This is a genomic window from Rhodobacter maritimus (genome assembly GCF_058747975.1).
Map to the genome: position 1 here is coordinate 2,157,686 of NZ_CM179095.1, position 21,460 is coordinate 2,179,145.

At 64.8% G+C, this 21,460-nt stretch carries 18 protein-coding genes and 1 tRNA gene; 11 read left to right on the top strand and 8 right to left on the bottom strand.

Translation table 11 applies throughout. The features are described from left to right. Window positions 1-564 precede the first annotated feature (564 nt). Together AC4PTO_RS11070 and AC4PTO_RS11075 are read left to right on the top strand one after the other, a co-directional pair. On the top strand, window positions 565-1,305 hold the full coding sequence (locus AC4PTO_RS11070) for a response regulator transcription factor (RefSeq protein WP_492728429.1): 741 nt from the start codon (window positions 565-567) through the stop codon (window positions 1,303-1,305). Continuing rightward, the gene (locus AC4PTO_RS11075; protein WP_492728431.1) at window positions 1,295-1,825 is read left to right on the top strand and encodes a hypothetical protein; all 531 of its coding nucleotides are present in this window, start codon (window positions 1,295-1,297) and stop codon (window positions 1,823-1,825) included. The genes AC4PTO_RS11070 and AC4PTO_RS11075 overlap by 11 nt, the downstream gene beginning before the upstream one ends. On the opposite strand, the gene AC4PTO_RS11080 is transcribed toward AC4PTO_RS11075, so the two are convergent. Further along, the gene (locus AC4PTO_RS11080; protein ID WP_492728432.1) at window positions 1,807-2,094 is read right to left on the bottom strand and encodes a hypothetical protein; all 288 of its coding nucleotides are present in this window, start codon (window positions 2,092-2,094) and stop codon (window positions 1,807-1,809) included. The genes AC4PTO_RS11075 and AC4PTO_RS11080 overlap by 19 nt on opposite strands. Window positions 2,095-2,587: 493 nt before the next feature. Here AC4PTO_RS11080 and AC4PTO_RS11085 point away from each other — a divergent pair, with 493 nt between their 5' ends. From AC4PTO_RS11085 to AC4PTO_RS11095, 3 genes are read left to right on the top strand one after another with little or no spacing between them, the layout of a single operon-like run. Next, window positions 2,588-3,298: a DUF1003 domain-containing protein gene (locus tag AC4PTO_RS11085; protein ID WP_492728434.1), complete on the top strand. Its 711-nt coding sequence runs from the start codon at window positions 2,588-2,590 to the stop codon at window positions 3,296-3,298. A gap of 42 nt (window positions 3,299-3,340) precedes the next feature. Further along, the gene (locus AC4PTO_RS11090; protein WP_492728436.1) at window positions 3,341-3,901 is read left to right on the top strand and encodes a DedA family protein; all 561 of its coding nucleotides are present in this window, start codon (window positions 3,341-3,343) and stop codon (window positions 3,899-3,901) included. Continuing rightward, complete coding sequence (locus AC4PTO_RS11095; protein ID WP_492728439.1) at window positions 3,898-5,256, top strand: phospholipase D-like domain-containing protein; 1,359 nt, start codon at window positions 3,898-3,900, stop codon at window positions 5,254-5,256. Before AC4PTO_RS11090 ends, AC4PTO_RS11095 begins: the two co-directional genes overlap by 4 nt. 177 nt (window positions 5,257-5,433) lie before the next feature. Here the strand turns inward: AC4PTO_RS11095 and AC4PTO_RS11100 are convergent, their stop codons facing one another. From AC4PTO_RS11100 to pdxH, 6 genes are all read right to left on the bottom strand, one after another. Beyond that, the gene (locus AC4PTO_RS11100; protein ID WP_492728441.1) at window positions 5,434-9,126 is read right to left on the bottom strand and encodes a vitamin B12-dependent ribonucleotide reductase; all 3,693 of its coding nucleotides are present in this window, start codon (window positions 9,124-9,126) and stop codon (window positions 5,434-5,436) included. Between the two features lie 686 nt (window positions 9,127-9,812). Further along, on the bottom strand, window positions 9,813-10,550 hold the full coding sequence (locus AC4PTO_RS11105) for a class I SAM-dependent methyltransferase (RefSeq protein ID WP_492728442.1): 738 nt from the start codon (window positions 10,548-10,550) through the stop codon (window positions 9,813-9,815). A gap of 202 nt (window positions 10,551-10,752) precedes the next feature. Beyond that, window positions 10,753-10,829: transfer RNA gene (locus tag AC4PTO_RS11110), tRNA-Pro, on the bottom strand. 41 nt (window positions 10,830-10,870) lie between these two features. After that, the gene (locus AC4PTO_RS11115) at window positions 10,871-11,332 is read right to left on the bottom strand and encodes a DUF192 domain-containing protein (RefSeq protein ID WP_492728444.1); all 462 of its coding nucleotides are present in this window, start codon (window positions 11,330-11,332) and stop codon (window positions 10,871-10,873) included. Then, complete coding sequence (locus tag AC4PTO_RS11120; RefSeq protein ID WP_492733603.1) at window positions 11,332-11,868, bottom strand: cold-shock protein; 537 nt, start codon at window positions 11,866-11,868, stop codon at window positions 11,332-11,334. Before AC4PTO_RS11120 ends, AC4PTO_RS11115 begins: the two co-directional genes overlap by 1 nt. A gap of 117 nt (window positions 11,869-11,985) precedes the next feature. After that, a complete protein-coding gene (pdxH, locus tag AC4PTO_RS11125) occupies window positions 11,986-12,609 on the bottom strand; it encodes a pyridoxamine 5'-phosphate oxidase (protein ID WP_492728446.1) in 624 nt (207 codons plus the stop codon). A 136-nt stretch (window positions 12,610-12,745) separates the two neighbouring features. On the opposite strand from pdxH, the gene fabI reads away from it, so the two are divergent. The 6 genes from fabI to trpE all read left to right on the top strand — a co-directional run bounded on the left by fabI (window position 12,746) and on the right by trpE (window position 19,394). Then, complete coding sequence (gene fabI / locus AC4PTO_RS11130) at window positions 12,746-13,567, top strand: enoyl-ACP reductase FabI (RefSeq protein WP_492728447.1); 822 nt, start codon at window positions 12,746-12,748, stop codon at window positions 13,565-13,567. A gap of 1 nt (window position 13,568) precedes the next feature. Next, entirely contained in the window at window positions 13,569-14,186 is a 618-nt protein-coding gene (locus AC4PTO_RS11135) for a LysE family translocator (protein WP_492728449.1), read from the top strand. 10 nt (window positions 14,187-14,196) lie between these two features. Continuing rightward, the gene (gene gpt, locus AC4PTO_RS11140; protein WP_492728451.1) at window positions 14,197-14,700 is read left to right on the top strand and encodes a xanthine phosphoribosyltransferase; all 504 of its coding nucleotides are present in this window, start codon (window positions 14,197-14,199) and stop codon (window positions 14,698-14,700) included. A 69-nt stretch (window positions 14,701-14,769) separates the two neighbouring features. After that, the gene (locus AC4PTO_RS11145; protein ID WP_492728453.1) at window positions 14,770-15,951 is read left to right on the top strand and encodes an aminotransferase; all 1,182 of its coding nucleotides are present in this window, start codon (window positions 14,770-14,772) and stop codon (window positions 15,949-15,951) included. Window positions 15,952-16,017: 66 nt separating this feature from the next. After that, a complete protein-coding gene (locus tag AC4PTO_RS11150) occupies window positions 16,018-17,868 on the top strand; it encodes a peptidyl-prolyl cis-trans isomerase (protein ID WP_492728454.1) in 1,851 nt (616 codons plus the stop codon). Window positions 17,869-17,879: 11 nt separating this feature from the next. Next, window positions 17,880-19,394 carry an anthranilate synthase component I gene (gene trpE / locus AC4PTO_RS11155; RefSeq protein ID WP_492728456.1) on the top strand — a complete coding sequence of 505 codons (1,515 nt, stop codon included), beginning with the start codon at window positions 17,880-17,882 and terminating at the stop codon, window positions 19,392-19,394. Window positions 19,395-19,412: 18 nt separating this feature from the next. Here the strand turns inward: trpE and AC4PTO_RS11160 are convergent, their stop codons facing one another. After that, entirely contained in the window at window positions 19,413-21,404 is a 1,992-nt protein-coding gene (locus tag AC4PTO_RS11160; RefSeq protein ID WP_492728458.1) for a divergent polysaccharide deacetylase family protein, read from the bottom strand. Window positions 21,405-21,460: the final 56 nt, after the last annotated feature.

The window sequence follows — 21,460 nt, forward strand, 5'->3', positions numbered from 1 at the left end:
ACGCAAAAGCGCCGAGTGGTTCGTGATGGCGCAAGGGTGCAGGAGACACCCCCATCACCCGTGGGCAATGAGCTGCTACAACCTGTGCGTCATCCTGAAAGTTGAAGGTTCTCCTCCCTCCAACACAGCCGCCGGATCTCCCCTCCGACAACTGTGCCATTGTTTCGCCATAATCTGTCCAAAAGCCAGTTGCCCAGAGGGAGTAACCTTATTGACGCAGGGTAAGGCAATGAAGGGAAAGCACTTTTTCCGAGGCTTGCCAAAAGGGGTATCCTGCTTAGGGATTACCCAACCGATCATCTGCCTGATCGAAAGGTTAGCCCGAAAGGACTTCACTCGGAAGATTTCGGTGATTTTTGGCCCTGATTGGCACGAATCGGCCGATCGATTTCATGAATCCGGCGAAGAATTGACGTAGAGGTCAGGTATTCCAGACCCCGGATACGCCCTTCGATTAATGAAACAAGGCCAGGAATGTGTTAAGTTGGCGTTAATTGTTCCCTGTGTTGCGAGTTCCGCAAAGGTCAGCGCCCATTCCCTCTTGTGCCGAATGGAACCGAAACCATGAACGCGAACCGATTTTCCAGCACCTTTGCCTCTGAGCGCCCGAATGGTGCGGCACCCAGCGATACCACGATCTGTTTTGTCGGAGCCTTGACGCAATTCCCCGATACCGTGCTGCGCACTGTCCAGACCGAGCTTCTGCCGGCGCAGATATTCCGCTTCCTGTCGATGTCCGCGCTCATGGCCAACGAAGAAACCGTCCCGGTTTTCTCGGCCGTGGTAGCGGATGAAACGAATTCCGAGCAACTGATCGCATCCTGTCACGAGGGTGCGCCCGAACTTGCCGGCACAAGCCCGGTGATCGCCTATCTCAACACCTCCGCCGCACTGGATCTGATCCAGCGGCATGGCGATACGATCTGCACGCACAAGATTAGCCTGCTGCCGATGAACCTCAATCTCGAAACCTGGCTGTCGGTCATGCGCATGACGCTATGCGGGGGGCATTATGTTCCGCCCGAGCTGATGGTACGGCGCACGGCGCGTGGCCCGCTTCCCTTCTGCGCGGGCAGCGGCGATCCGCAGCAGCAGATCGCCGGGCCAGACGGCAGTGGCCTGACCCCGCGTGAGGTCGAGGTTCTGTCCATGGTCGCCTCGGGGCAATCGAACAAGGCCATCGCCGCGCAGCTGGAACTGTCCGAGCATACGGTAAAGCTTCATATCCACCGCGTCATCGCAAAGCTGGGCGTGCGCAATCGCACCGAAGCGGCAGTTCTGTTCCACCGGCATCATGGCAACTGATCCCGCCCCCCCGCCAAAGGTGCCCGATCCACGTGCAGGCTTTGACGCCTTTCTGCTGCGCATAGGCACGCTGAACTACACCTGGACCAACACCGAAAGCCTGCTGATCCACCTGATCGCCGGGCTCGCACGGGTCGACAAGGACACGGCGGTGATCCTTTACCTGACGCTGAACACAACACGCGCCCGGCTGGACCTGGTCGAACGGCTGGTCAAGCGCGACGCCTGCCCCGCCCCCGAAGCGGCACAGTCACGCATTCTGGCGGTCGCCGGACGTCTCAAGGCGCTCTCGGCTCTGCGCAACCGCTTCAACCATTGCATCTATGCCTTCGACGCCGATGGCGGACCGCCACGCGCGATCCAGATGCGCATCGCCGACCGGCGCGAAAGCATCCGCGTGGGCGCGGCCAGCACGCTTGACGGCACCACATTGGAAGAGATCGACAACGCGCTGCGCGAGCTTCAGACGCTCAACAACGAGATCTGGTCGATCGTGGCCGATTACGGCTTTCCGTTCTGAACAAGGCGCAGGGGCGCCGCCGCAGGCTGCGCGGCAGCCCCGGACCCAAGCGCCCGCTCGGCCAGTTGCACGAGCGTCGAGATATGGCGCGCCTGCTGCACCGTGCGGCTTAGCGCGAATTCGCCCTTCGTCATGGCGAAATTGCCCGGCAAGACCGGCAACGCCTTGCCGTGCTGCGGATTGCGCACACGCGCGCTAATGCCAAGGGACGAGCTTCGCATGGCTGCCGCGCCGCTTTTCGCGTTGTGCCAGACCAGAACACAGATCATCGAAGCCCTTCCAATTTCACATCCGACGGGATTCGGACCCGCACCACTTGCCTGTGGATAAAATGCGCAAAACAGGGACGGTTCGTCTTGATTATTGGCAAAATGCAAAGATTTTTTCTCGCAAACAAATCCGGAACATGGCGACAGATAGCGGGTTTTTCCCGCCCCCTCCACTCCGGGCAGCAGAAGCCTTCAGGAGAGTCCATCCTAACAAATTGTTAATATTGTAATATTTCGCGCCCAGCACAGGCTTCCGTAAGGGTAAACAGGGGTAAAATCGGAGATGCAGGGCTTTTTCGAAATGATGCAAATAGCCCACACATTGAAAAAGTTTTTGATCAGGTGTTTCCGGGGTTGGGTCACGCGGGCGGTGCCTGTGGGTAACCTGCGCAGTGACGGCTTCGGCGCATTGAGGCGCGCGTGAAATCTGCTTTTCTCGGTGCCCGCGGGCCATATACTCGGGATGCGCCAATGATACGGGACCCGCAGCGACATGAGCACCTCACAGCCGCAGGCCACGGCCCCCTGCCACGTCTGCAAGCGCAGGTTCCCGCTCTCACGCTTGTTTACGTGGATTTCTGTTCGCCCCGGCGTCGGCGCGCTGATCGAGAACGCGCATCCGGGCTGGCATGCGGGGTGCTTCATCTGCCGCGAGGATCTGAACCGCTTCCGGAACGCCTATGTCGAGAAACTTCTCGAGGACGAGCGCGGAGAGCTGAGCGCCATTGACCGCGAGGTCATCGACAGCCTGCACAGCGGGCAGCCGATCTCGCAGAACCCGCTCGACACGGCCGAGGAAATCAGCACTTTCGGGGAACGCATGGCCGATCGTGTCGCGGCCTTCGGCGGCAGCTGGCGCTTCATCCTGGTCTTCGCCTTCGTGCTGATCGCATGGATGGCGGTGAATACCGTGGTGCTTTTGACCAGACCGTTCGACCCCTACCCCTTCATCCTGCTCAACCTTGTCCTGTCCAGCCTTGCGGCGTTTCAGGCCCCGGTCATCATGATGAGCCAGCGGCGGCAGGAAACCAAGGACCGGCTGCGCGCCGAGAACGACTATCGCGTGAACCTCAAGGCCGAGCTGGAGATCCGCCAGCTGCACGAAAAGATGGACCACCAGATGGCAAGCCAATGGGAAAAGCTGGCCGAGTTGCAGCGCATCCAGATCGAACTTCTGGAAGACCGCGCCCGCGACCGGCACTGAGCGCGCCCACCGGGCCGCAAGAAAGAGAGGGGCAAGGCCGCGATGGACATTGACACGATCATTGCACATTACGGGCTTGCCGCGGTCTTCCTGGGTTGCTTCTTCGAGGGCGAGACCGTTGCGATCACCGGGGGTGTCCTGGCCCATCGTCACCTTCTGGTGTTGTGGCAGGTGGTGGTTACGGTGGCGCTTGCCGCGATGGCGTCGGATCTTTTCTGGTTTGCGCTCGGGCGGCGCTTTCGTGACCAACCTCGCCTGCGCGGCATCGTGGAAAGGCCCGCCTTCCGGCGCGCGGTGGCGATGCTGGACCGCGGCCCCTACCGGCTTGCGGCGGTGTTTCGCTACATTCCGGGAATGCGGATTGTCGGCCCCCTTGCCCTGTCACATTCGCGGATTCCCGCGCGCCATTATGTGCTGATCGTCACGATCTCGGGCATCGTATGGGCCTTTGCCTTCACCGTTCTGGGACATACCATCGGGCATCTGATCACGCAGATCTTCGGCCGGGCCCATCATGCCGGGATCATTCTGGCACTCGCTTTTGCGGCACTGTCGATCATCGGGCTGTGGCACCTGTTGCGGCGACGGAGGGCCAAACCATGATCTGGCTAGGAGCGCATTTCGCCCTTGTCGCAACGGCGGTGATCTTTACGCTCACATGGTCGCTGGTGATGCAGGAACGCCGGACGCCGCAATCCACGCTGGCCTGGATGGGCTTCATCATTCTTCTGCCCTACGCTGCCATTCCTGCGTTTCTGATCTTCGGCTACCGCAAGCGGCGCAATCTGCCCTCCGCCGCCCTGCCGCCTCCTGGCAGGGAAACCGGCGCAGATGATCTTGACCGGCTTCTCACTGGCTATGGCGTCGCCCCGGCCGGGTCCGGCAACACCTTCCGGCTGCTGTTCGAGGGCGCCCCCGCCTATGAGGCGATGATGGAGCTTGTGCGCGGCGCGCAGGAAAGCCTGAGCGTCACGCTTTACGTCCTTGGCGATGACGAGGTTGGCCGCGCCTTTTGCGCCGCCCTTGCCGAACGCGCGGCCCAGGGCGTGCGGGTGCGGCTAATCCTCGATTCGGTCGGCGCACTGCGCAGGCCCCGCGCGGCCCTGCGCAGCCTGCGCCGCCACGGCGCCGAAGTCCGACTGTACTCTCCGCTTCTTCACGGACCATTCGGCGGGCATGTCAATCTGCGCAATCACCGCAAGATGGTGATCGCCGATGGCACAGGGGTCTGGGCCGGCGGGCGCAACGTGGCTCGGGACTATCTGGGCCCCACCGCTTTCGCCGATCGTTGGCGCGATCTGTCCTTTACCCTATGCGGCCCCGCAGCGCAGGGCTTCACGCGGCTTTTCGAAAGCGACTGGACGGCAGCAGGCGCCAAATCCCCGCCTGCCCCGATTTCGGCGGGGGCCGACACGCCCACCGGAACTACGCCGTTGCGCCTTGTGCCTTCGGGCCCGGACACGCCCGACGATCCGCTGCATGACGCACTGGTCCATAGCTGCCATACCGCGCGCGAGAGGATCTGGATCGTCACCCCCTACTTCATCCCGACCGAGGGACTGATTGCCGCGCTGTCCATGGCCGCGCGCCGCGGTGTCGACGTGCGCATCGCGCTGCCCGCAACCTCGAACCAGCGGCTGGCCGACCTTGCGCGTGGCGCCTATATGCGCGCGCTTGCGGCCGACGGCTGCCGCTTCTTCATGATTGGGGGCACGATGGTGCACGCCAAGGCCGTTCTGACGGACGCACGAGCTTTCGTAGGTTCGGCCAATTTCGATGCACGCTCGCTTTTGCTAAATTTCGAACTCATGGTGCTGCTGGAGAGCGCCGAACATCTGGTCGAGCTGGAAGGCTGGGCTGCCGACCTGATGGCCACGGCAGACCAGACCATCCCGCAAAGCCACGGCCTGCGTCGCCTCGCAGAAGCGATCTTCCGCCTGACCTCGCCTATCTTGTGAAGCCCCTCGCGGCGCAGCCGGCCGAAGCCTGCCCGCAAGGCTTTCAATAAAATTGGCCCCCTCCGCGATGGAGGGGGCCAGTTTCGCCGATCAGGCTCATTCGTTGACCGCCCGAGCTTTCTCGTTTCACCTGGGCCTTCTCGGCGTCAGGGGCGAGCGCACCCGCCCCGGATAGGATCAGCTGCAACCGCTCGTGGCGCCGCAGGTATTGCATTTCATGCAGGTGCCGTTGCGCACCAGCGTGTAGTTGCCGCATTCGCCGCAGGGATCGCCTTCATAGCCCTGCATCTTGGCCTTGGCGCGCGCGTCCATCGTCACCGTGCCCGAGCCAAGCGCGGTCGAGCTGCCGCCGCCCGCGGCCGCCATCGCGGTTTCCGGCACCAGCGTGCTCAGCGCCGCGACCGGGTCTTCGGCACCGGCGAAGGCCGTGGCCCCCACGCCGCCCTGCAACACCACAAGCTCTTGCGGCAGCCGCTTGCGCAGATAGCCGGTCGAAGAGATCTGGCGCAGCACCTCAAGCGATTTCGACGCGGCGCTTTCGCTGACGGGTTCCAGGTTGCGCTTGCCCTCGTCGGCACCGCCGCCCAGATCGTCGAAGCTTGCGCCTTGCGGCTTCACATGGGCCAGATCGGTGCGGTCGAGATAGCTGACCGCCAGTTCGCGGAAGACGTAATCGAGGATCGAGGTCGCGTTCTTGATCGAGTCGTTGCCCTGCACCATGCCGGCGGGCTCGAACTTGGTGAAGGTGAAGGCATCCACGAACTCTTCCAGCGGCACGCCGTATTGCAGGCCCACGGACACGGCGATGGCGAAGTTGTTCATCATCGCGCGGAAACCCGCACCTTCCTTGTGCATGTCGATGAAGATCTCGCCCAAGGTGCCGTCGCGGTATTCGCCGGTGCGCAGATAGACCTTGTGCCCGCCCACGACCGCCTTCTGGGTATAGCCCTTGCGGCGTTCGGGCAGCTTTTCGCGGTGCGAGCGCACGATCTCCTTGACGATGACCTTCTCGATCACCTTCTCGGCCAGCATCGCGGCCTTTTCCTGCTGCGAGCCGGTGGCAAGGATTTCCTCGGCCTCCTCGTCATCCTCGACCAGCGCGGATGCCAGCGGCTGGCTGAGCTTGGAGCCGTCGCGGTAAAGCGCGTTGGCCTTGATGCCAAGGCTCCAGGACAGTTCATAGGCCGCCAGCGTTTCCTCGATCGTGGCCGCGTTCGGCATGTTGATCGTCTTCGAGATCGCCCCCGAGATGAAGGACTGCGCAGCCGCCATCATGCGGATGTGGCTTTCCACCGAAAGATAGCGCTTGCCCTTCTTGCCGCAGGCATTGGCGCAGTCGAACACGGCGTAATGCTCGGCCTTGAGGAACGGCGCGCCCTCAAGCGTCATCGTGCCGCAAACATGGTCATTGGCCGCGTCGATCTGCGCGCGGGTAAAGCCCAGGTGGCGCAGCATGTCGAAGGTGGGATCGCTCAGCTTCTCGGCGGGAATGCCAAGGGTTCTGGTGCAGAACTCCTCACCCAGCGTCCACTGGTTGAACACGAAGCGGATGTCGAAGGCCGAGGGCAGCGCCGCCTCGATCTTCTCGATCTCGCGCGGGCCGAAGCCGTGGCCGATCAGCGCGGTGTGATTGATGCCCGCGCAGTTGCCAAGGCTGCCATGGCCCACGGCATAGGCGATGATCTCTTCGATCTGGGCCGAGCCGTAACCAAGCTGTTCCAGCGCGGCGGGAACCGAGCGGTTGATAATCTTGAAGTAGCCCCCACCCGCAAGCTTCTTGAACTTGACCAGGGCGAAGTCGGGCTCGATCCCGGTCGTGTCGCAATCCATCACGAGGCCGATCGTGCCGGTCGGCGCGATGACCGAAACCTGCGCATTTCGGAAGCCGTTTTTGGCGCCCAGTTCCAGCGCATCGTCCCAGGCCGATTTCGCAAGGGAAACAAGCCCCTGGTCGGGACAGTTTGCGTGATCCAGCGCTACGGGAAGCACTTCGAGCGCCTCGTAGCCGTCGGTCTTGCCATAGGCCGCGTTGCGGTGGTTGCGGATCACCCGCAGCATGTGTTCGGCGTTGCGCGCATAGCCCGGAAAGGCGCCCAGCTCCCCCGCCATCTCGGCCGAGGTGGCATAGGACACGCCGGTCATCACCGCCGTCAGCGCGCCGCAGAAGGCGCGGCCTTCGTCGCTGTCATAGCCAAGGCCCATGTTCATCAGAAGGCCGCCGATATTGGCATAGCCAAGGCCGAGGGTGCGGAAATCATAGGAGCGCTGCGCGATCTCCTGGCTGGGGAACTGCGCCATCAGCACCGAGATTTCCAGCGTCACGGTCCACAGGCGGGTCGCATGCACATAGGCCTCGGCGTCGAACTTGCCGTCCTTGTGGAAGGTCAGCAGGTTCATCGAGGCAAGGTTACATGCCGTGTCGTCAAGGAACATGTATTCCGAGCACGGGTTCGAGCCCCGGATCGGCCCGTCCGCCGGGCAGGTATGCCATTCGTTGACGGTATCGTGGAACTGGATGCCCGGATCGGCGCAGGCCCAGGCGGCATGGCCCACCTGCTCCCACAGCTCGCGCGCCTTCACGGTCTTGGCGACCTTGCCATCGGTGCGGCGCACCAGTTCCCAGTCGGCATCGTCCTTCACCGCCTTGAGGAAGGCGTTGGTCACCCGCACCGAGTTGTTCGAGTTCTGGCCCGAAACCGAGATATAGGCATCCGAATCCCAGTCGGTGTCGTAGGTGGGAAATTCGATGCTGGCATAGCCCTGGCGCGCATATTGCAGCACGCGGTTGATATAGGTCTCGGGGATCATCACGCGCTTGGCGGATTTGATCGCCTCTTTCAGCGCAACGTTGGCGGCGGGATCGACCGCCCCTTCTTCAGAGCCGTCGAACAGGCGGATCGCCTCGAAGATCCCGTTCAGCTCGCGCTCATGCAGCTTGGAGCCGGCCACGAGGCTTGCGACCTTCTGCTCTTCGATGACCTTCCAGTTGATGAATTCCTCGATGTCGGGGTGATCCATGTCGCAGATCACCATCTTGGCCGCGCGGCGCGTGGTGCCGCCCGACTTGATCGCGCCGGCCGCGCGGTCGCCGATCTTGAGGAACCCCATCAGCCCCGAGGACTTGCCGCCGCCCGAAAGCTTTTCGCCCTCGCCCCGCAGCGAGGAAAAGTTGGTGCCGGTGCCCGAGCCGTATTTGAACAGCCGCGCCTCGCGCACCCACAGGTCCATGATGCCGCCATCGCCCACCAGGTCGTCCCTGACCGACTGGATGAAGCAGGCATGCGGCTGCGGATGCTCATAGGCCGAGGCGGATTTGGTCAGTTCGCCCGTCTTGAAATCGACATAGTAGTGCCCTTGCGACGGGCCGTCGATGCCATAGGCCCAGTGCAGCCCGGTGTTGAACCACTGGGGCGAGTTCGGCGCGGCCATCTGTTCGGCCAGCATGAAGCGCATCTCGTCGTAATAGGCGCGCGCATCTTCCTCGGTCGAGAAATAGCCGCCCTTCCAGCCCCAGTAGCACCAGGCACCGGCCAGACGGTCGAACACCTGTTTGGCCGAACTTTCGCCCGTAAAGCGCTGATCTTCCGGTAGTTTCTCAAGTTCTGCCTGATCGGGAACCGAACGCCACAGGAAAGAGGGCACGCCCTTTTCACGCACGCTCTTGACCCGCGCCGGAACGCCTGCCTTGCGGAAATACTTCTGCGCCAGAACGTCCGAGGCGACCTGGCTCCAGCCCTCCGGAACCTCGACCGCCTCGTTGCGGAACACGATCTTGCCGTCAGGATTGCGAATCTCGGAAACGGTGGTGGTGAAGGAAAGCTCACCATAGGCCCCGGTTTTCGCCTTCGTGAACTTGCGTTCGATTTTCATATCTGCCCCTGCCTCGTAACGTTTTTGACCAAGCGCCTTGGGGCATGCGATGGGCAAAACTTCTCCGGCCCGCGAAATTGCGGGGTATTGGCCCGACACGGCCATCCCATCCGGAGTATTTCGCCCTGCACGCTAACCACTATATCTGGTGGACCCGCGGCCGACCTGCACAAACTGACGTATGAACGCCCCTTCCGTCAACGGAATTTTCACGCGCCGGTGATCGTTTTTCCAGTTGACTGCGCATGGCGCAAGGCAGGGCCGACGCAGGGGATGATTCATCCACAAGCTGAACCGGCGGCAGCGCCGCAAACGGGCATCGCGTTTTCTGCTGTTATCCGGCCATTTTGCAACATGTAGATGACAATCCGGTTTAATTTCATCCACAGCCTACCAGATGTAGTAGATCGTCATCCTGCCTCCGGGCTGTTGCCAAACTGTCGCAGAAGCGGCCCGCGCCAAATCGTCAGGCGCTGCGGCGCGCTGCCGCCAGGGTTGTTCACCCCGCGCCGACAAACCCTGTGGATGTGGCGAACTGTTTCCCCACAAGGCCCACGATCCCCAGCCGAACCAATGACGGTTTCGACTTGGGTAAGCCACGGGACCGGGGGGAACAGGAAGCGACTTCACCGGCCTAGCAGTCTGTTGCGAAAGCCTGTCGAATATCTGCTATCGCAGCGGTCCCGTTAACTTTGCTGAACCACAACCAGCCTGTATCCGCAGTCACGCTCATCGAGGTCAAACACGTCCCCATATTGCCTTTTCCAGGCACCGGTTTCGAGATCGCGCTTCAGACGTTCCAGACCCGGAGTGACATCGCCCACCTTCCAAAACGAAGAAATCGCGGCACGAACGCGAGGATCAAGATATGCAGCGGGACGTCGCCAGTAGGCAGCCAGGAAGCCGTCCGAACAGTCATGCGGAACAAGGATCGGAGATACGCTCACAGGGCCGAGCCATTTCGAATAATCGTCGATCGGCGGCATCTGGCTTTCACCAAGTGCGGAAAGTTCCGGAAAGTAGTCGAAAAGCCAAAGATCGCGGAATGCGGGATCGTAAGTCAGAATCACGATGGGGCCGCACGAGACACGACGCATTTCGGCCATACCCTTCGGCTTGTCGCTCCAGTGATGCACAGTCAAGACTGCCATCACCGCGTCAAAACTCTGATCGTCGAACGGTAGGTTTTCAGCACTGCCTTGCAGCACTTTCGTATCGGATACAGGTCTCTGCGCTATCATTTCAGCCGAGGGTTCGAGTGCCGTGATGGCGCGATCCTTCGGCTCGTAAGAGCCTGCGCCTGCACCGACGTTCAGCACAGTCTTGCTATCGCCAAGCGCCGCATGGATCGACCTTGCGATCCGCGCATCGGCCTGACGCAATTCGGCGTAGTTCAACCCGATCGTGTCATAGCTCGCTTTCATCGCCAAACGTTCCTCAAATCTAGGGTCAAGGCGACGATAGCCGGCATTCATGTTTCACGCAGCATTTGGAAGATAGGTCTTCCAACAGACCTTCTGCTTCCCACCGAAAACCTGCGGCTGGAGCAACAGGCCCCCCGGCCAACAGACACCAGAACGCCCCGGCCGCGAAGGGCGCGCCCGGACTCTCACCAAGAAGCAAGGATGGTCGGGGCGAGAAGATTCGAACTTCCGACCTACGGTACCCAAAACCGTCGCGCTACCAGGCTGCGCTACGCCCCGATGTCCCCTTCCTAGCGCCGGGATGGCGGAAGGGAAAGGGGTCACTCGCAGGCAAGGGCGGCAAGCGCGGGATCAAGGCGGGGATGGATCAGTTGCGCGCCTTCGGAAATGCCGATGCGCCGGGCAAGACCGCCGCGAATCTCCAGCACCATCAGGACCGGCTGCCCAGAGGGGATCGGCGTCTCGTCGAAGGGCACCGCATTTTCGTGCACCCGCACCACGGTGCCGGTCTCGTCGATGAAGATCATGTCGAGCGGAAGCGGCGTGTTGCGCATCCAGAAGGAAACCGGGCGGGCGCTGTCGTAGATGAACAACATCCCCGCACCGCCCGACAGGTTCTTCCGGCCCATCAGGCCCTGCGCGCGTTCGGCCTCGTCATCGGCGATCTCGACGCTGAAACGCGCCTCGCCCGTCGGGAATTTCAGGCGCGCAAGATCCTCGCGGCATTCGGCAAGGGCGGGGCCGGCCGCCAGCAGCGCAAGCAGCAGCGCCGCGGCGCGCATCAGCGCGCGGCCTCGCGCAGCGCGGCTTCCCAGGACAGGACCTGTGCGGCCATGCGGCCCCGCTTGCCCTCGATCACGCGCAGGCAGACCGCCTCGCCGGGGGCAAGGTCGGCAAAGCCCGAGCGGCGCAGCACCTCAATATGGATAAAGACATCCTCGCCGCGCGAAAAGACATTGGCGAAGCCGAAGCCCTTGCCCTTGTCGAACCATTTGACCCGCGCCGGCTCCAGCGGCAGCGCGGCGATGGTCTCGGCATCGCTGTCGCCCAGATCCTCGATCGGGGCGCTTTTCTCCCCCTCGGGCGGCTGGATCGAGAGGACTTCGACCGCCTGCGCCCCGCGCGGCGTCACCTGCACGCTGACAGTGATCGAGGCGTTGTCCGCCACCGAGCCCTGGCCAAAATTGCGCAGCACATTCGCATGCAGAAGGATGTCTGGCCCGCCTTCGGTATCAAGTATGAACCCGAATCCCTTGGCTGGGTCGAACCACTTCACGCGCCCCGAGACCTGTTTGTATTCGGATTGGTCGTCCGTCATCGTTGTCATTTCCTGTATCCTGCCCGCGCAAGGCGCGACAAATGTCACACAGAGCCGGGCGGCTTCAAGAGTAAAAAGTCAGGTATTCCTTACCATACAAGTTCCAGTGCCGCCGCGTCATGGGTTGAGGCGCAGAATTTCCCACGCCTGCCTGGGCCCGTCCCGGCGCCAGCGAAAACGGTCGTGCAGGCGAAAGGCCCCGTCGGCCCAGAACTCGATCTCCTGCGGCACAATCCGGATACCTCCCCAGAAGGGCGGGCGCTTTGGATTGGGCCCCTGGCGGGCCGTGACCTTGGCCACCTCGGCCATCAGCGCCCCCCGCGAGGACAGCGGCGCGCTTTGCTGCGAGGCCCACGCCCCGAGCCTGCTTTTGAGCGAGCGCGAGGCGTAATATTCGTCCGCCTGCGGCCCCTCTTCGCGGCTGGTCAGCCCCCGCACCCGAATCTGGCGACGCAGGGATTTCCAGTGCAGGACGAAGGCCGCCTTTTCGGAAAGCGCGATCTCCTGTCCCTTTGCCGATCCGTAATTCGTGTAGAAAACGAACGCGCCCCCCGAGGGCGCATCGGCCGCCTCGATCTCCTTCAGCAGCACCATGCGCACATTCGGCATGCCGGTGCCGTCCACGGTCGCAAGGGCGATGGCGTTGGGATCGTTGGGCTCGGTGCCTTCGGCCTCATCCAGCCAAGACCTGGCTATGGCGAACGGATCGTCGCCCGCAAAAATCCCGCTTCGGTCGGTCATTCTCTGTCCTGTCTTCTTCGGAGCGCCACGCTGCGGCCCAACCCCACGATAGTCTCTGTGCCGCTCTCGGCCTTGATGCGCGTCAAGCTTTCGCCTAATGCTGGCGCTCTATCAAAGGGAGACATGAGGGGTGTCGATGTCAAGCAATCTGATGGCAGGCAAACGCGGGCTGATCATGGGGCTCGCCAATGACAAGTCGATTGCCTGGGGCATTGCGAAGGCCTGTGCCGATGCCGGTGCCGAGCTTGCCTTTTCCTATCAGGGCGATGCGCTGAAAAAACGGGTGGAGCCGCTGGCCTCCTCGATCGGCTCGAACCTTCTGGTGGAATGCGATGTCGCGGATGAAGGCTCGCTCGACCGGCTGTTCGACACGCTGAAGGCCGAATGGGGTACGCTGGATTTCGTCGTGCATGCCATCGGGTTTTCCGACAAGGCCGAACTGCGCGGGCGCTATGTGGACACCACGCGCGGCAACTTCACCATGACGATGGACATCTCGGTCTACAGCTTCACCGCCGTCTGCGCGCGTGCCGCCGCGATGATGCCCGAAGGCGGCAGCCTTCTGACGCTGACCTATTACGGCGCCGAACAGGTCATGCCGCATTACAACGTGATGGGCGTGGCCAAGGCCGCGCTGGAAGCCTCGGTCAAATATATCGCGGAAGACCTCGGCAAGGTCGGCATCCGCTGCAACGCGATCTCGGCCGGGCCGATCAAGACGCTGGCGGCCAGCGGCATCGGCGATTTCCGCTATATCATGAAGTGGAACGAGCTGAACTCGCCGCTGCGGCGCAACGTGACGCAGGAAGAGGTCGGCAAGGCCGCGCTTTACCTTCTGTCGGATCTGGGCTCGGGCACGACGGGCGAGAACCTGCACGTCGATGCGGGCTATCATGTCGTGGGCATGAAGGCCGTCGATGCCCCCGATATCGACGTCGTGACCGGCCGGAAGGACTGAGATGAGCCTCGCCGCCTTCGCCGCGATCTATTTCGTGCATCTGGCGGCGGCCATCTCGCCCGGTCCGGCGGTTCTTCTGGCGGCCCGCACCAGCCTGCGCGAGGGCATGGCGCGCGGGGCATGGCTGGCCGTGGGGATCGGCATCGGCGCCTGCCTGTGGGCGCTTGCGGCGCTGTTCGGGCTGGCCGTGCTGTTCCGGCTGGCGCCCTCGTTGCTGACGGCGCTGAAATTCCTGGGCGCGGCCTATCTGCTTTATCTTGCATGGAAAATGTGGCGCCACGCGCCTGACCCGCTGGACACCGCGCTGCCGGAAACCGCGAAGGCGCGCTCCAATCTCGGTTATGTCTGGCTGGGGATTCTGGCGCAGCTGGCCAACCCCAAGCCCGCGGTCTTCTTCGGCACGATCTTCCTGACCTTCGTGCCCCCGGCCGCGCCGCTTTGGGCCTATGCCGCGATTCTGGCCATCGTCTTCATCAACGACACCGGCTGGAACGTCATCGTCGCGCGCATCTTCTCGTTGCAGCGCACGCGGGCGGGCTATCTGAACCTGAAATCCACCATCGAGCGCGTCTTCGGAGGGCTGCTGGCCCTTCTGGGGCTCAAGCTGGCCCTGACCTGAGGAGGATACCATGACCGACCGCCTGCCCCATGAAAAAGGCTTCCATGTCAGCTGGGACCAGCTGCACCGCGATGCGCGCGCGCTTGCCTGGCGGCTGGACGGCAAGGGTCCGGGCGATGGCACCTGGCGCGCGGTGGTGGGCATCACCCGCGGCGGGCTGGTGCCCGCGATGATCGTCGCGCGCGAGCTGGACATCCGCGTGGTCGACACGATCTCGGTCAAGTCCTACTCGCATCAGGAACAGCGCGAAGCGCAGGTCACCAAACATCCGCAGGACGCGCTGATGGGCGATGGCGAGGGCATCCTGATCGTCGACGACCTTGTCGATACAGGCAAGACGCTGGAACTGGTGCGCAAGCTTTACCCCAAGGCGCATTTCGCCACGGTCTATGCCAAGCCCAAGGGCAAGCCGCTGGTCGAGACCTATATCACCGAGGTCAGCCAGGACACCTGGATCTTTTTCCCGTGGGACATGGCGCTGCAATATGTCCAGCCCTTCCGCGGCACCGACTAGGCCGGCGCAAGCCCCCTTGCCACCCGCCCCCGTCTCTGCTGATCTGGCCCGACCCAGCCGGAGGATGCCATGACGCCCGCCCCCCTCAACCAGGCCTTCGCGGCAACCTTCGCCCCCCCGGTGATGGAGGCCCGCCGCTGGCTTGAAGGCGTCAGCTTTCCTCCCGAACGCCCGCTGATCAATGTCAGCCAGGCGGCCCCCGTCGATCCTCCGCCCGAGGCGCTGCGCAAGGCCATCGCCGAGGCAGCACTTGGCGATCCGCAGGCGCATCTTTACGGCCCGGTCCTCGGCCTGCCCGCCCTGCGGGCAGAGCTGGCCGCGCAATGGTCGGCTGCCTATGGCGGGCAGATCGAGGCCGCGCAGGTCGCCATCACGCAAGGCTGCAACCAGGCCTTCTGCGCGATCATGGCCACGCTTGCCGCCCAAGGGGATGAGGTGATCCTGCCGACGCCCTGGTATTTCAACCACAAGATGTGGCTGGACATGCAGGGCGTGAAGGCCGTGCCCCTGCCCACCGGCGCGGGCCTTCTGCCCGACGCCGACGCGGCCGCAACGCTTGTCACCCCGCGCACGCGCGCCATCGTTCTGGTCAGCCCGAACAACCCCGGCGGGGCGGAATACCCCGCCGAGACCCTGCGCGCCTTCCTTGCCCTTGCCCGCGCGCGCGGCCTTGCGCTGATCGTGGACGAGACCTACCGCGATTTCGATGCGCGCAGCGGGGCGCCGCACGATCTTTTTGCCGATCCCGACTGGGACGACCGCTTCATCCACCTCTACTCCTTCTCCAAGGCCTACCGGCTGACCGGGCATCGCGTGGGCGCCATCGTCGCCTCGGCCGAACGGCTGGCCGAGGTCGAGAAGTTCCTCGATACGGTCGCCATCTGCCCCAATCAGCTTGGCCAGATCGCGGCGCTGTGGGGGATGCGCAACCTTGCGCAATGGGTCGCGGGCGAACGCGACGAGATCCTTGCCCGCCGCGCCGCCATGCGCGCGGGGCTGGCCACGCTGCCGGGGTGGAAGACGCTTGGCTGCGGGGCCTATTTCGCCTATGTCGAGCATCCCTCGCCCCTGCCCGCGCCGGAATTCGCCCGCAGGCTGGTGCGCGAGGCGGGCGTCCTGCTGTTGCCCGGCACGATGTTCATGCCCGCCGCGGATCCGGCCGGCGCGCGCCAGTTGCGCATCGCCTTCGCCAATGTCGACGCCACCGGCATCGCGCATTTGATGGAGCGCTTCCGCAGCCTGACGTTCTGAGCCTTGCGGGCCTGCCGCCAAAGCCCTAAACACCCCCAAACGGCCTGATTTATGGGAGGCATGTCGATGTCGAGCAGTTTTCGCAGCCACGGCAAGAACACGGTGGTCTGGATCCTGATGGCGCTGCTGATCCTCGGGCTTGGCGGCTTCGGGCTGACCAATTTCTCGGGCACGATCAGTTCGATTGGCGCGGTTGGCAAAACCGAAATCGACGTGAACGACTATGCCCGCGCGCTGCGCAGCGAAATCGACGCGACCTCGGCCCAGATCGGACGGCCGCTGAGCATGCCCGAAGCCCTGTCGCTAGAGCTTGACAAGAAGGTCCAGGCGCAGCTTCTGGGCCTTGCCGCGCTGGACGAACAGGCACGCCAGATCGGTATTTCAGTGGGTGATGAACAACTGCATACGCAGGTCGTCGCGGCCCGCGCCTTCCAGGGGCTCGATGGCAAGTTCGACCGCGAAACCTACAAGCTGGCCCTGCGCCAGCAGGGGCTGAGCGAAACGCAATACGAAACCAAGCTGCGCGCCGAGATGGCCCGCGCGATCCTGCAAGGGGCCGTGGCCGGCGGCACCCCTGCCCCCGAGGCCCTGACCGCCGCCTATACCGCCTTCGTGACCGAGACGCGCTCGATCTCTCATGCCGAGATCACCGAGGCCGATCTGACCGAAAGCGTCGGCCCCCCCGACGAGGCCGCGCTGCGCGCTTATCACGAGGCCAACCCCGAGGCCTTCACCCGCCCCGAGACGCGCAAGATCACCTATGTCTGGCTTTCGCCCGAGATGCTTTTGCCCGAGGTTCCGATGGACGAGGCCGCGCTGCGCGCCAGCTATGAAGAGCGCATCGACGAATTCGTCCAGCCCGAGCGGCGCCTTGTCGAGCGGCTGGTCTACCCCTCGGCCGAAGAGGCCGAAGCCGCGCGCGCGAAGTTCGACGCGGGCGAGGCGAGCTTTGCCGACCTGGCCGCCGAACGCGGCCTGACGCTGAGCGATGCCGACCTGGGCGAACCCTCGAAGGCCGAGCTTGGCGCGGCGGGCGAGGCCGTCTTCGCGCTGACCGAACCCGGCGTCGTCGGCCCGGTCGAAACCGATCTCGGCCCCGCGCTCTATTCGATGAACGCGATTCTTGCCGCCCAGGAAATCACCTTCGAGGAGGCCCGCGAAGAGCTGTCCTCCGAAGTGGCGATGGACCGCGCGCGCCGCATGATCCTTGATCAGTCCGCCGATCTCGAAGACCTGCTGGCAGGCGGCGCCACGCTGGAAGAGGTGGCCGCGGAAACGCCGATGGAACTGGGTCAGATCGATTTCACCGCGCAAAGCGATCAGGGGATCGCAGGCTACACCGCCTTCCGTGAAGCCGCGGAAAAGGTGACGCAAAGCGATTTCCCCGAACTCGCCGATCTGGACGATGGCGGCGTCTTCGCGCTGCGCCTCGATGCCATCAACCCGCCCGAGGTGATCCCCTTTGAGGAGACCCGCGATCAGGTAGCCGAGGCCTGGGCCGCGTCCGAGCTTCTGCGCCTCAAGCGCGACCGCGGAGCCGAGGTGATGGCCGCGCTTGCCAATGGCGCGACGCTGGCCTCCGAGGGGCTTCTGGTCTCGACCGTGGGCAGGCTGCCGCGCGGTGGTTTTCTGGAAGGCCAGCCCGCCGCCCTTGCCCAACGCGCCTTCGATCTGGCCGAGGCAGAGGCCGGCGTGGTCGATGCCGAAGGCCGCGTGATCGTGCTGCGGGTGGATGCGGTCCACCCTTCGGACCCCGAAGACGGCGACGTGATCGCGGTGCATGACGTCATGGCCCGCTCGGTCTCGCAGTCGCTGGCGGGGGATCTTCTGGATTTCTACGCCCGCGCCGCGCAATCCGAGGCCCGCATGACATTCGACAGCACGGCGGTGAACGCCGTGCACGCGCAGATGCAGTAACGGAGGCTTTCGTGGTCGCGCTTTCGCCCAGCTTCGAAGAGTTCGAGTCCGCCTGGAACGAGGGCCGGAACCAGCTGGTCTATGCCCGGCTGGCCGCCGATCTGGACACGCCGGTTTCGCTGATGCTCAAACTGGCCGATGCCGCGCCCAACTCCTTCATGCTCGAAAGCGTGACGGGCGGCGAGGTGCGGGGCCGCTATTCGATGGTCGGGATGAAGCCCGACGTGATCTGGCAGTGCCATGACGCGCAGGCCCGCATCAATCGGCAGGCCCGTTTCGAAGACCGGTTCGAGGATCTGCCCGGCCATCCGTTCGAATCCCTGCGCGCGCTGATCGCGGAAAGCCGCATCGACATGCCCGAGGGGCTTCCGGCCGCGGCGGCAGGGCTTTTCGGTTATCTCGGCTATGACATGATCCGCCTGGTCGAGCGCCTTCCCGACGTGAACCCCGATCCCATCGGCGTGCCCGATGCGGTGCTGATCCGGCCTTCGGTCGTGGCGGTTCTGGACGGGGTGAAGGGCGATGTGACGCTGTGCGCCCCGGCCTGGCAATCGGCCGGCCAGGGCGCGCGCGCGGCCTATGCCCAGGCGGCCGAGCGCGTGATGGACGCGCTGCGCGACCTGGACCGCCAGCCCTCGATGGCGCGCGACCTGGGCGATGTCGCGCAGGTCGGCCCGATGGTGTCGAACTTCTCGCCCGAGGGCTACAAAGCCGCCGTCGAGAAGGCCAAGGACTATATCCGCGCCGGCGACATCTTTCAGGTGGTGCCCGCGCAGCGCTGGACGGCGGATTTCCCGCTGCCGCCCTTCGCGCTTTATCGCAGCCTGCGGCGCACGAACCCCTCGCCCTTCATGTTCTTCCTGAATTTCGGCGGCTTCCAGATCGTCGGCGCCAGCCCCGAGATCCTCGTGCGGCTGCGCGAGGGCGAGGTTACTGTGCGCCCGATCGCGGGCACGCGCCCGCGCGGGGCAACCCCGGACGAGGATCGCGCGCTGGAAGCGGACCTTCTGGCCGACAAGAAGGAACTGGCCGAACACCTGATGCTTCTCGATCTGGGCCGCAACGATGTGGGCCGGGTGGCGAAGATCGGCACCGTCCACCCGACCGAGAAATTCGTGATCGAGCGTTACAGCCATGTCATGCATATCGTCTCGAACGTGGTGGGAGAACTGGCCGAGGGCGAGGACGCCCTGTCCGCGCTGCTGGCCGGTCTGCCCGCGGGCACGGTTTCGGGCGCGCCCAAGGTCCGCGCGATGGAGATCATCGACGAGCTGGAGCCCGAGAAACGCGGCGTCTATGGCGGCGGCGTGGGTTATTTCGCCGCCAATGGCGAGATGGACATGTGCATCGCGCTGCGCACCGCGCTCGTGAAGGACAGCAAGCTTTATGTCCAGGCTGGCGGCGGGGTGGTCTTCGATTCCGACCCCGAGGCCGAGTTCCAGGAAACCGTCAACAAATCCAAGGCATTGCGCAAGGCGGCCGAGGATGCGGGCCTGTTCGTGCGGCGCGGAAACCAGACCGGCTGAGGCGTTCCGGGTGGCGTCTTACTCGGGTGCCGCCTGTCCCAGGATCATCGCCGAGACCGGCGCGAAGGTCACCTCGGGCGGCAGGCCCGGCGCCCAGGCGATCAGCCCCGCTACCGATTGCGGCCAGCCGCTCAGCATGACCGTCACACCCTGATCGCGGGTCGCCTCGAAGGCGGCGCGGCCCAGCATCCGCTCGATCGTCGCGGATTTGTCGCGCGCGGTATCCAGCACGCGCCAGACCCTGGCCTGCGGCACCTGCGCGCTTTGCGCGATCTGTGCGGCGGCGTTCAGCCCCTGTGCCTGACTGACAAGTCCCAGCCCCTCGCGCGCAAGGATACGCACCACATCCTGCGCCAGCCGCCGGTTACCCTGAAAAACCGGCGGGGTGCCGTCTACCAGCGCGATGGCCTCGGGGACGGCCTGGCGCCAGGCCTCGATCGTCACCTCAAGATCGGAGGGCGTCGCCGAGGGTGGGAACGGCGCTGCCAGGATCGCCACCTCGAAACCGGCGGCGCGGAAATCCCTGGCCGCCTCGGCCGCATCGGCGCGGCGCGGGTCGATGGCGATTGTAACCGGCATGCCAAGCGTCTTGAGGGTGGCACGGTCCAGCCCGCCCGCCGCGGTGCCGGTGTCGATCAGCACAACCGAGAAAAGCGCCTTGCCCTCGGGCCGGTCGAAGGGCTGGGCATGGGCTTGCAAGGGCGGCAACGGACCGGCGGGAACGGGTTCGGTGGCTTCGACGGGAAGATCGCCCGGCGCCGCCTCGGCCGGGGCGGGCTCTGCACCGATCGTCGGCAGGCGCCCGACACGCACGCCAGGCGCATTGGTGAACCCCGCCGAACGCCCCGACGGACCGGCAGGCGAGGACGGAGAGAATACGCGCGGCAGGACCCGCGGCTGTTCCGCCGCCGGACCCTCTTGCGAGGGCGCGCCATCGGGCTCGACCGGGTCGGCCGGCAGGGATTCGTCTGCGCCCATCTGGGGGAATTCGGCCGGTTCCTCGGCCTGCGCGATCGGCGCGGGGATGTCCTGTGGCTCGGGGGCGGCAATCTCGGGCTGCGGGATCACGGTCATCGGGATCTGAGGCTGCGGCGCGGTGGCGCGCCGGGCGGCGACCCCCGCCCCGGCAACGGGCACGCCCTGCCCTCTGGTCGCGGTGCGCTGAGAGGTGGCGGCGTCGGCGTCGGCGTCGGCTTCGGCTTCGGCTTCGGCTTCGGCTTCGGCTTCGGCTTCGGCTTCGGCTTCGGCTTCGGCTTCGGCTTCGGCTTCGGCTTCGGCTTCGGCTTCGGCTTCGGCTTCGGCTTCGGCTTCGGCTTCGGCTTCGGCTTCGGCTTCGGCTTCGGCTTCGGCTTCGGCTTCGGCTTCGGCTTCGGCTTCGGCTTCGGCTTCGGAAACCTGCATCCCTTCGCCGGTCTCAGGCAAGGCCGTCATGCCTTGCGCCACCTGCCCCGGCGCGCCGGGTGCGGGCACGGGCGACAGCGCGGGCGCCTTAACTTCGCCGGCAGGCGGGACGGGCACGGGGGTTTCGGCCTCGGGCGGATCGTCAAGGGCGGCTGCCTCGGTTTCCGGCATCGCCTGCGGCTCAGGCGCGGCGGCAGGGGCTTCGGGGCGGGCAGCAGGCTCGGTATCGGGCGCAGCCGCGACCGGCGCATCGCCCGGTCGCGCGACCTCAGGCGTGGCCGAGGCCGAAACCTGCGGCGCAGGCTGTTCGGGCGGCGGGGCGGGCAGACGATCCTCGGCTCCGCGGGCAAATTCCGAACCGGCCGGGATCTCGACGATCCCCGGCAACGATCCCGTGGCCGCATCCGGTGCCGCGGTCACCGGCGCGTCGGGCGGCGAGGGTGGCGCCGGATCGGGCATCGCGGGGGCCGCCACGCGCGGCGGCGCCACCGGCGCATCGGGGCGCGCGGGGGCCAGCACAGGCGGCGGCAGCATCAGCGACACGGCCGCAAGACCCAGAACCGCCACCAGCGCGCCGAACACGATTCCCGTCAGAATGCCCCGCCCCATGCCATCCGCCTCTTCTGCCGCCCGCCGTCATTGCCGGCCGGTCTGTCCATATATCC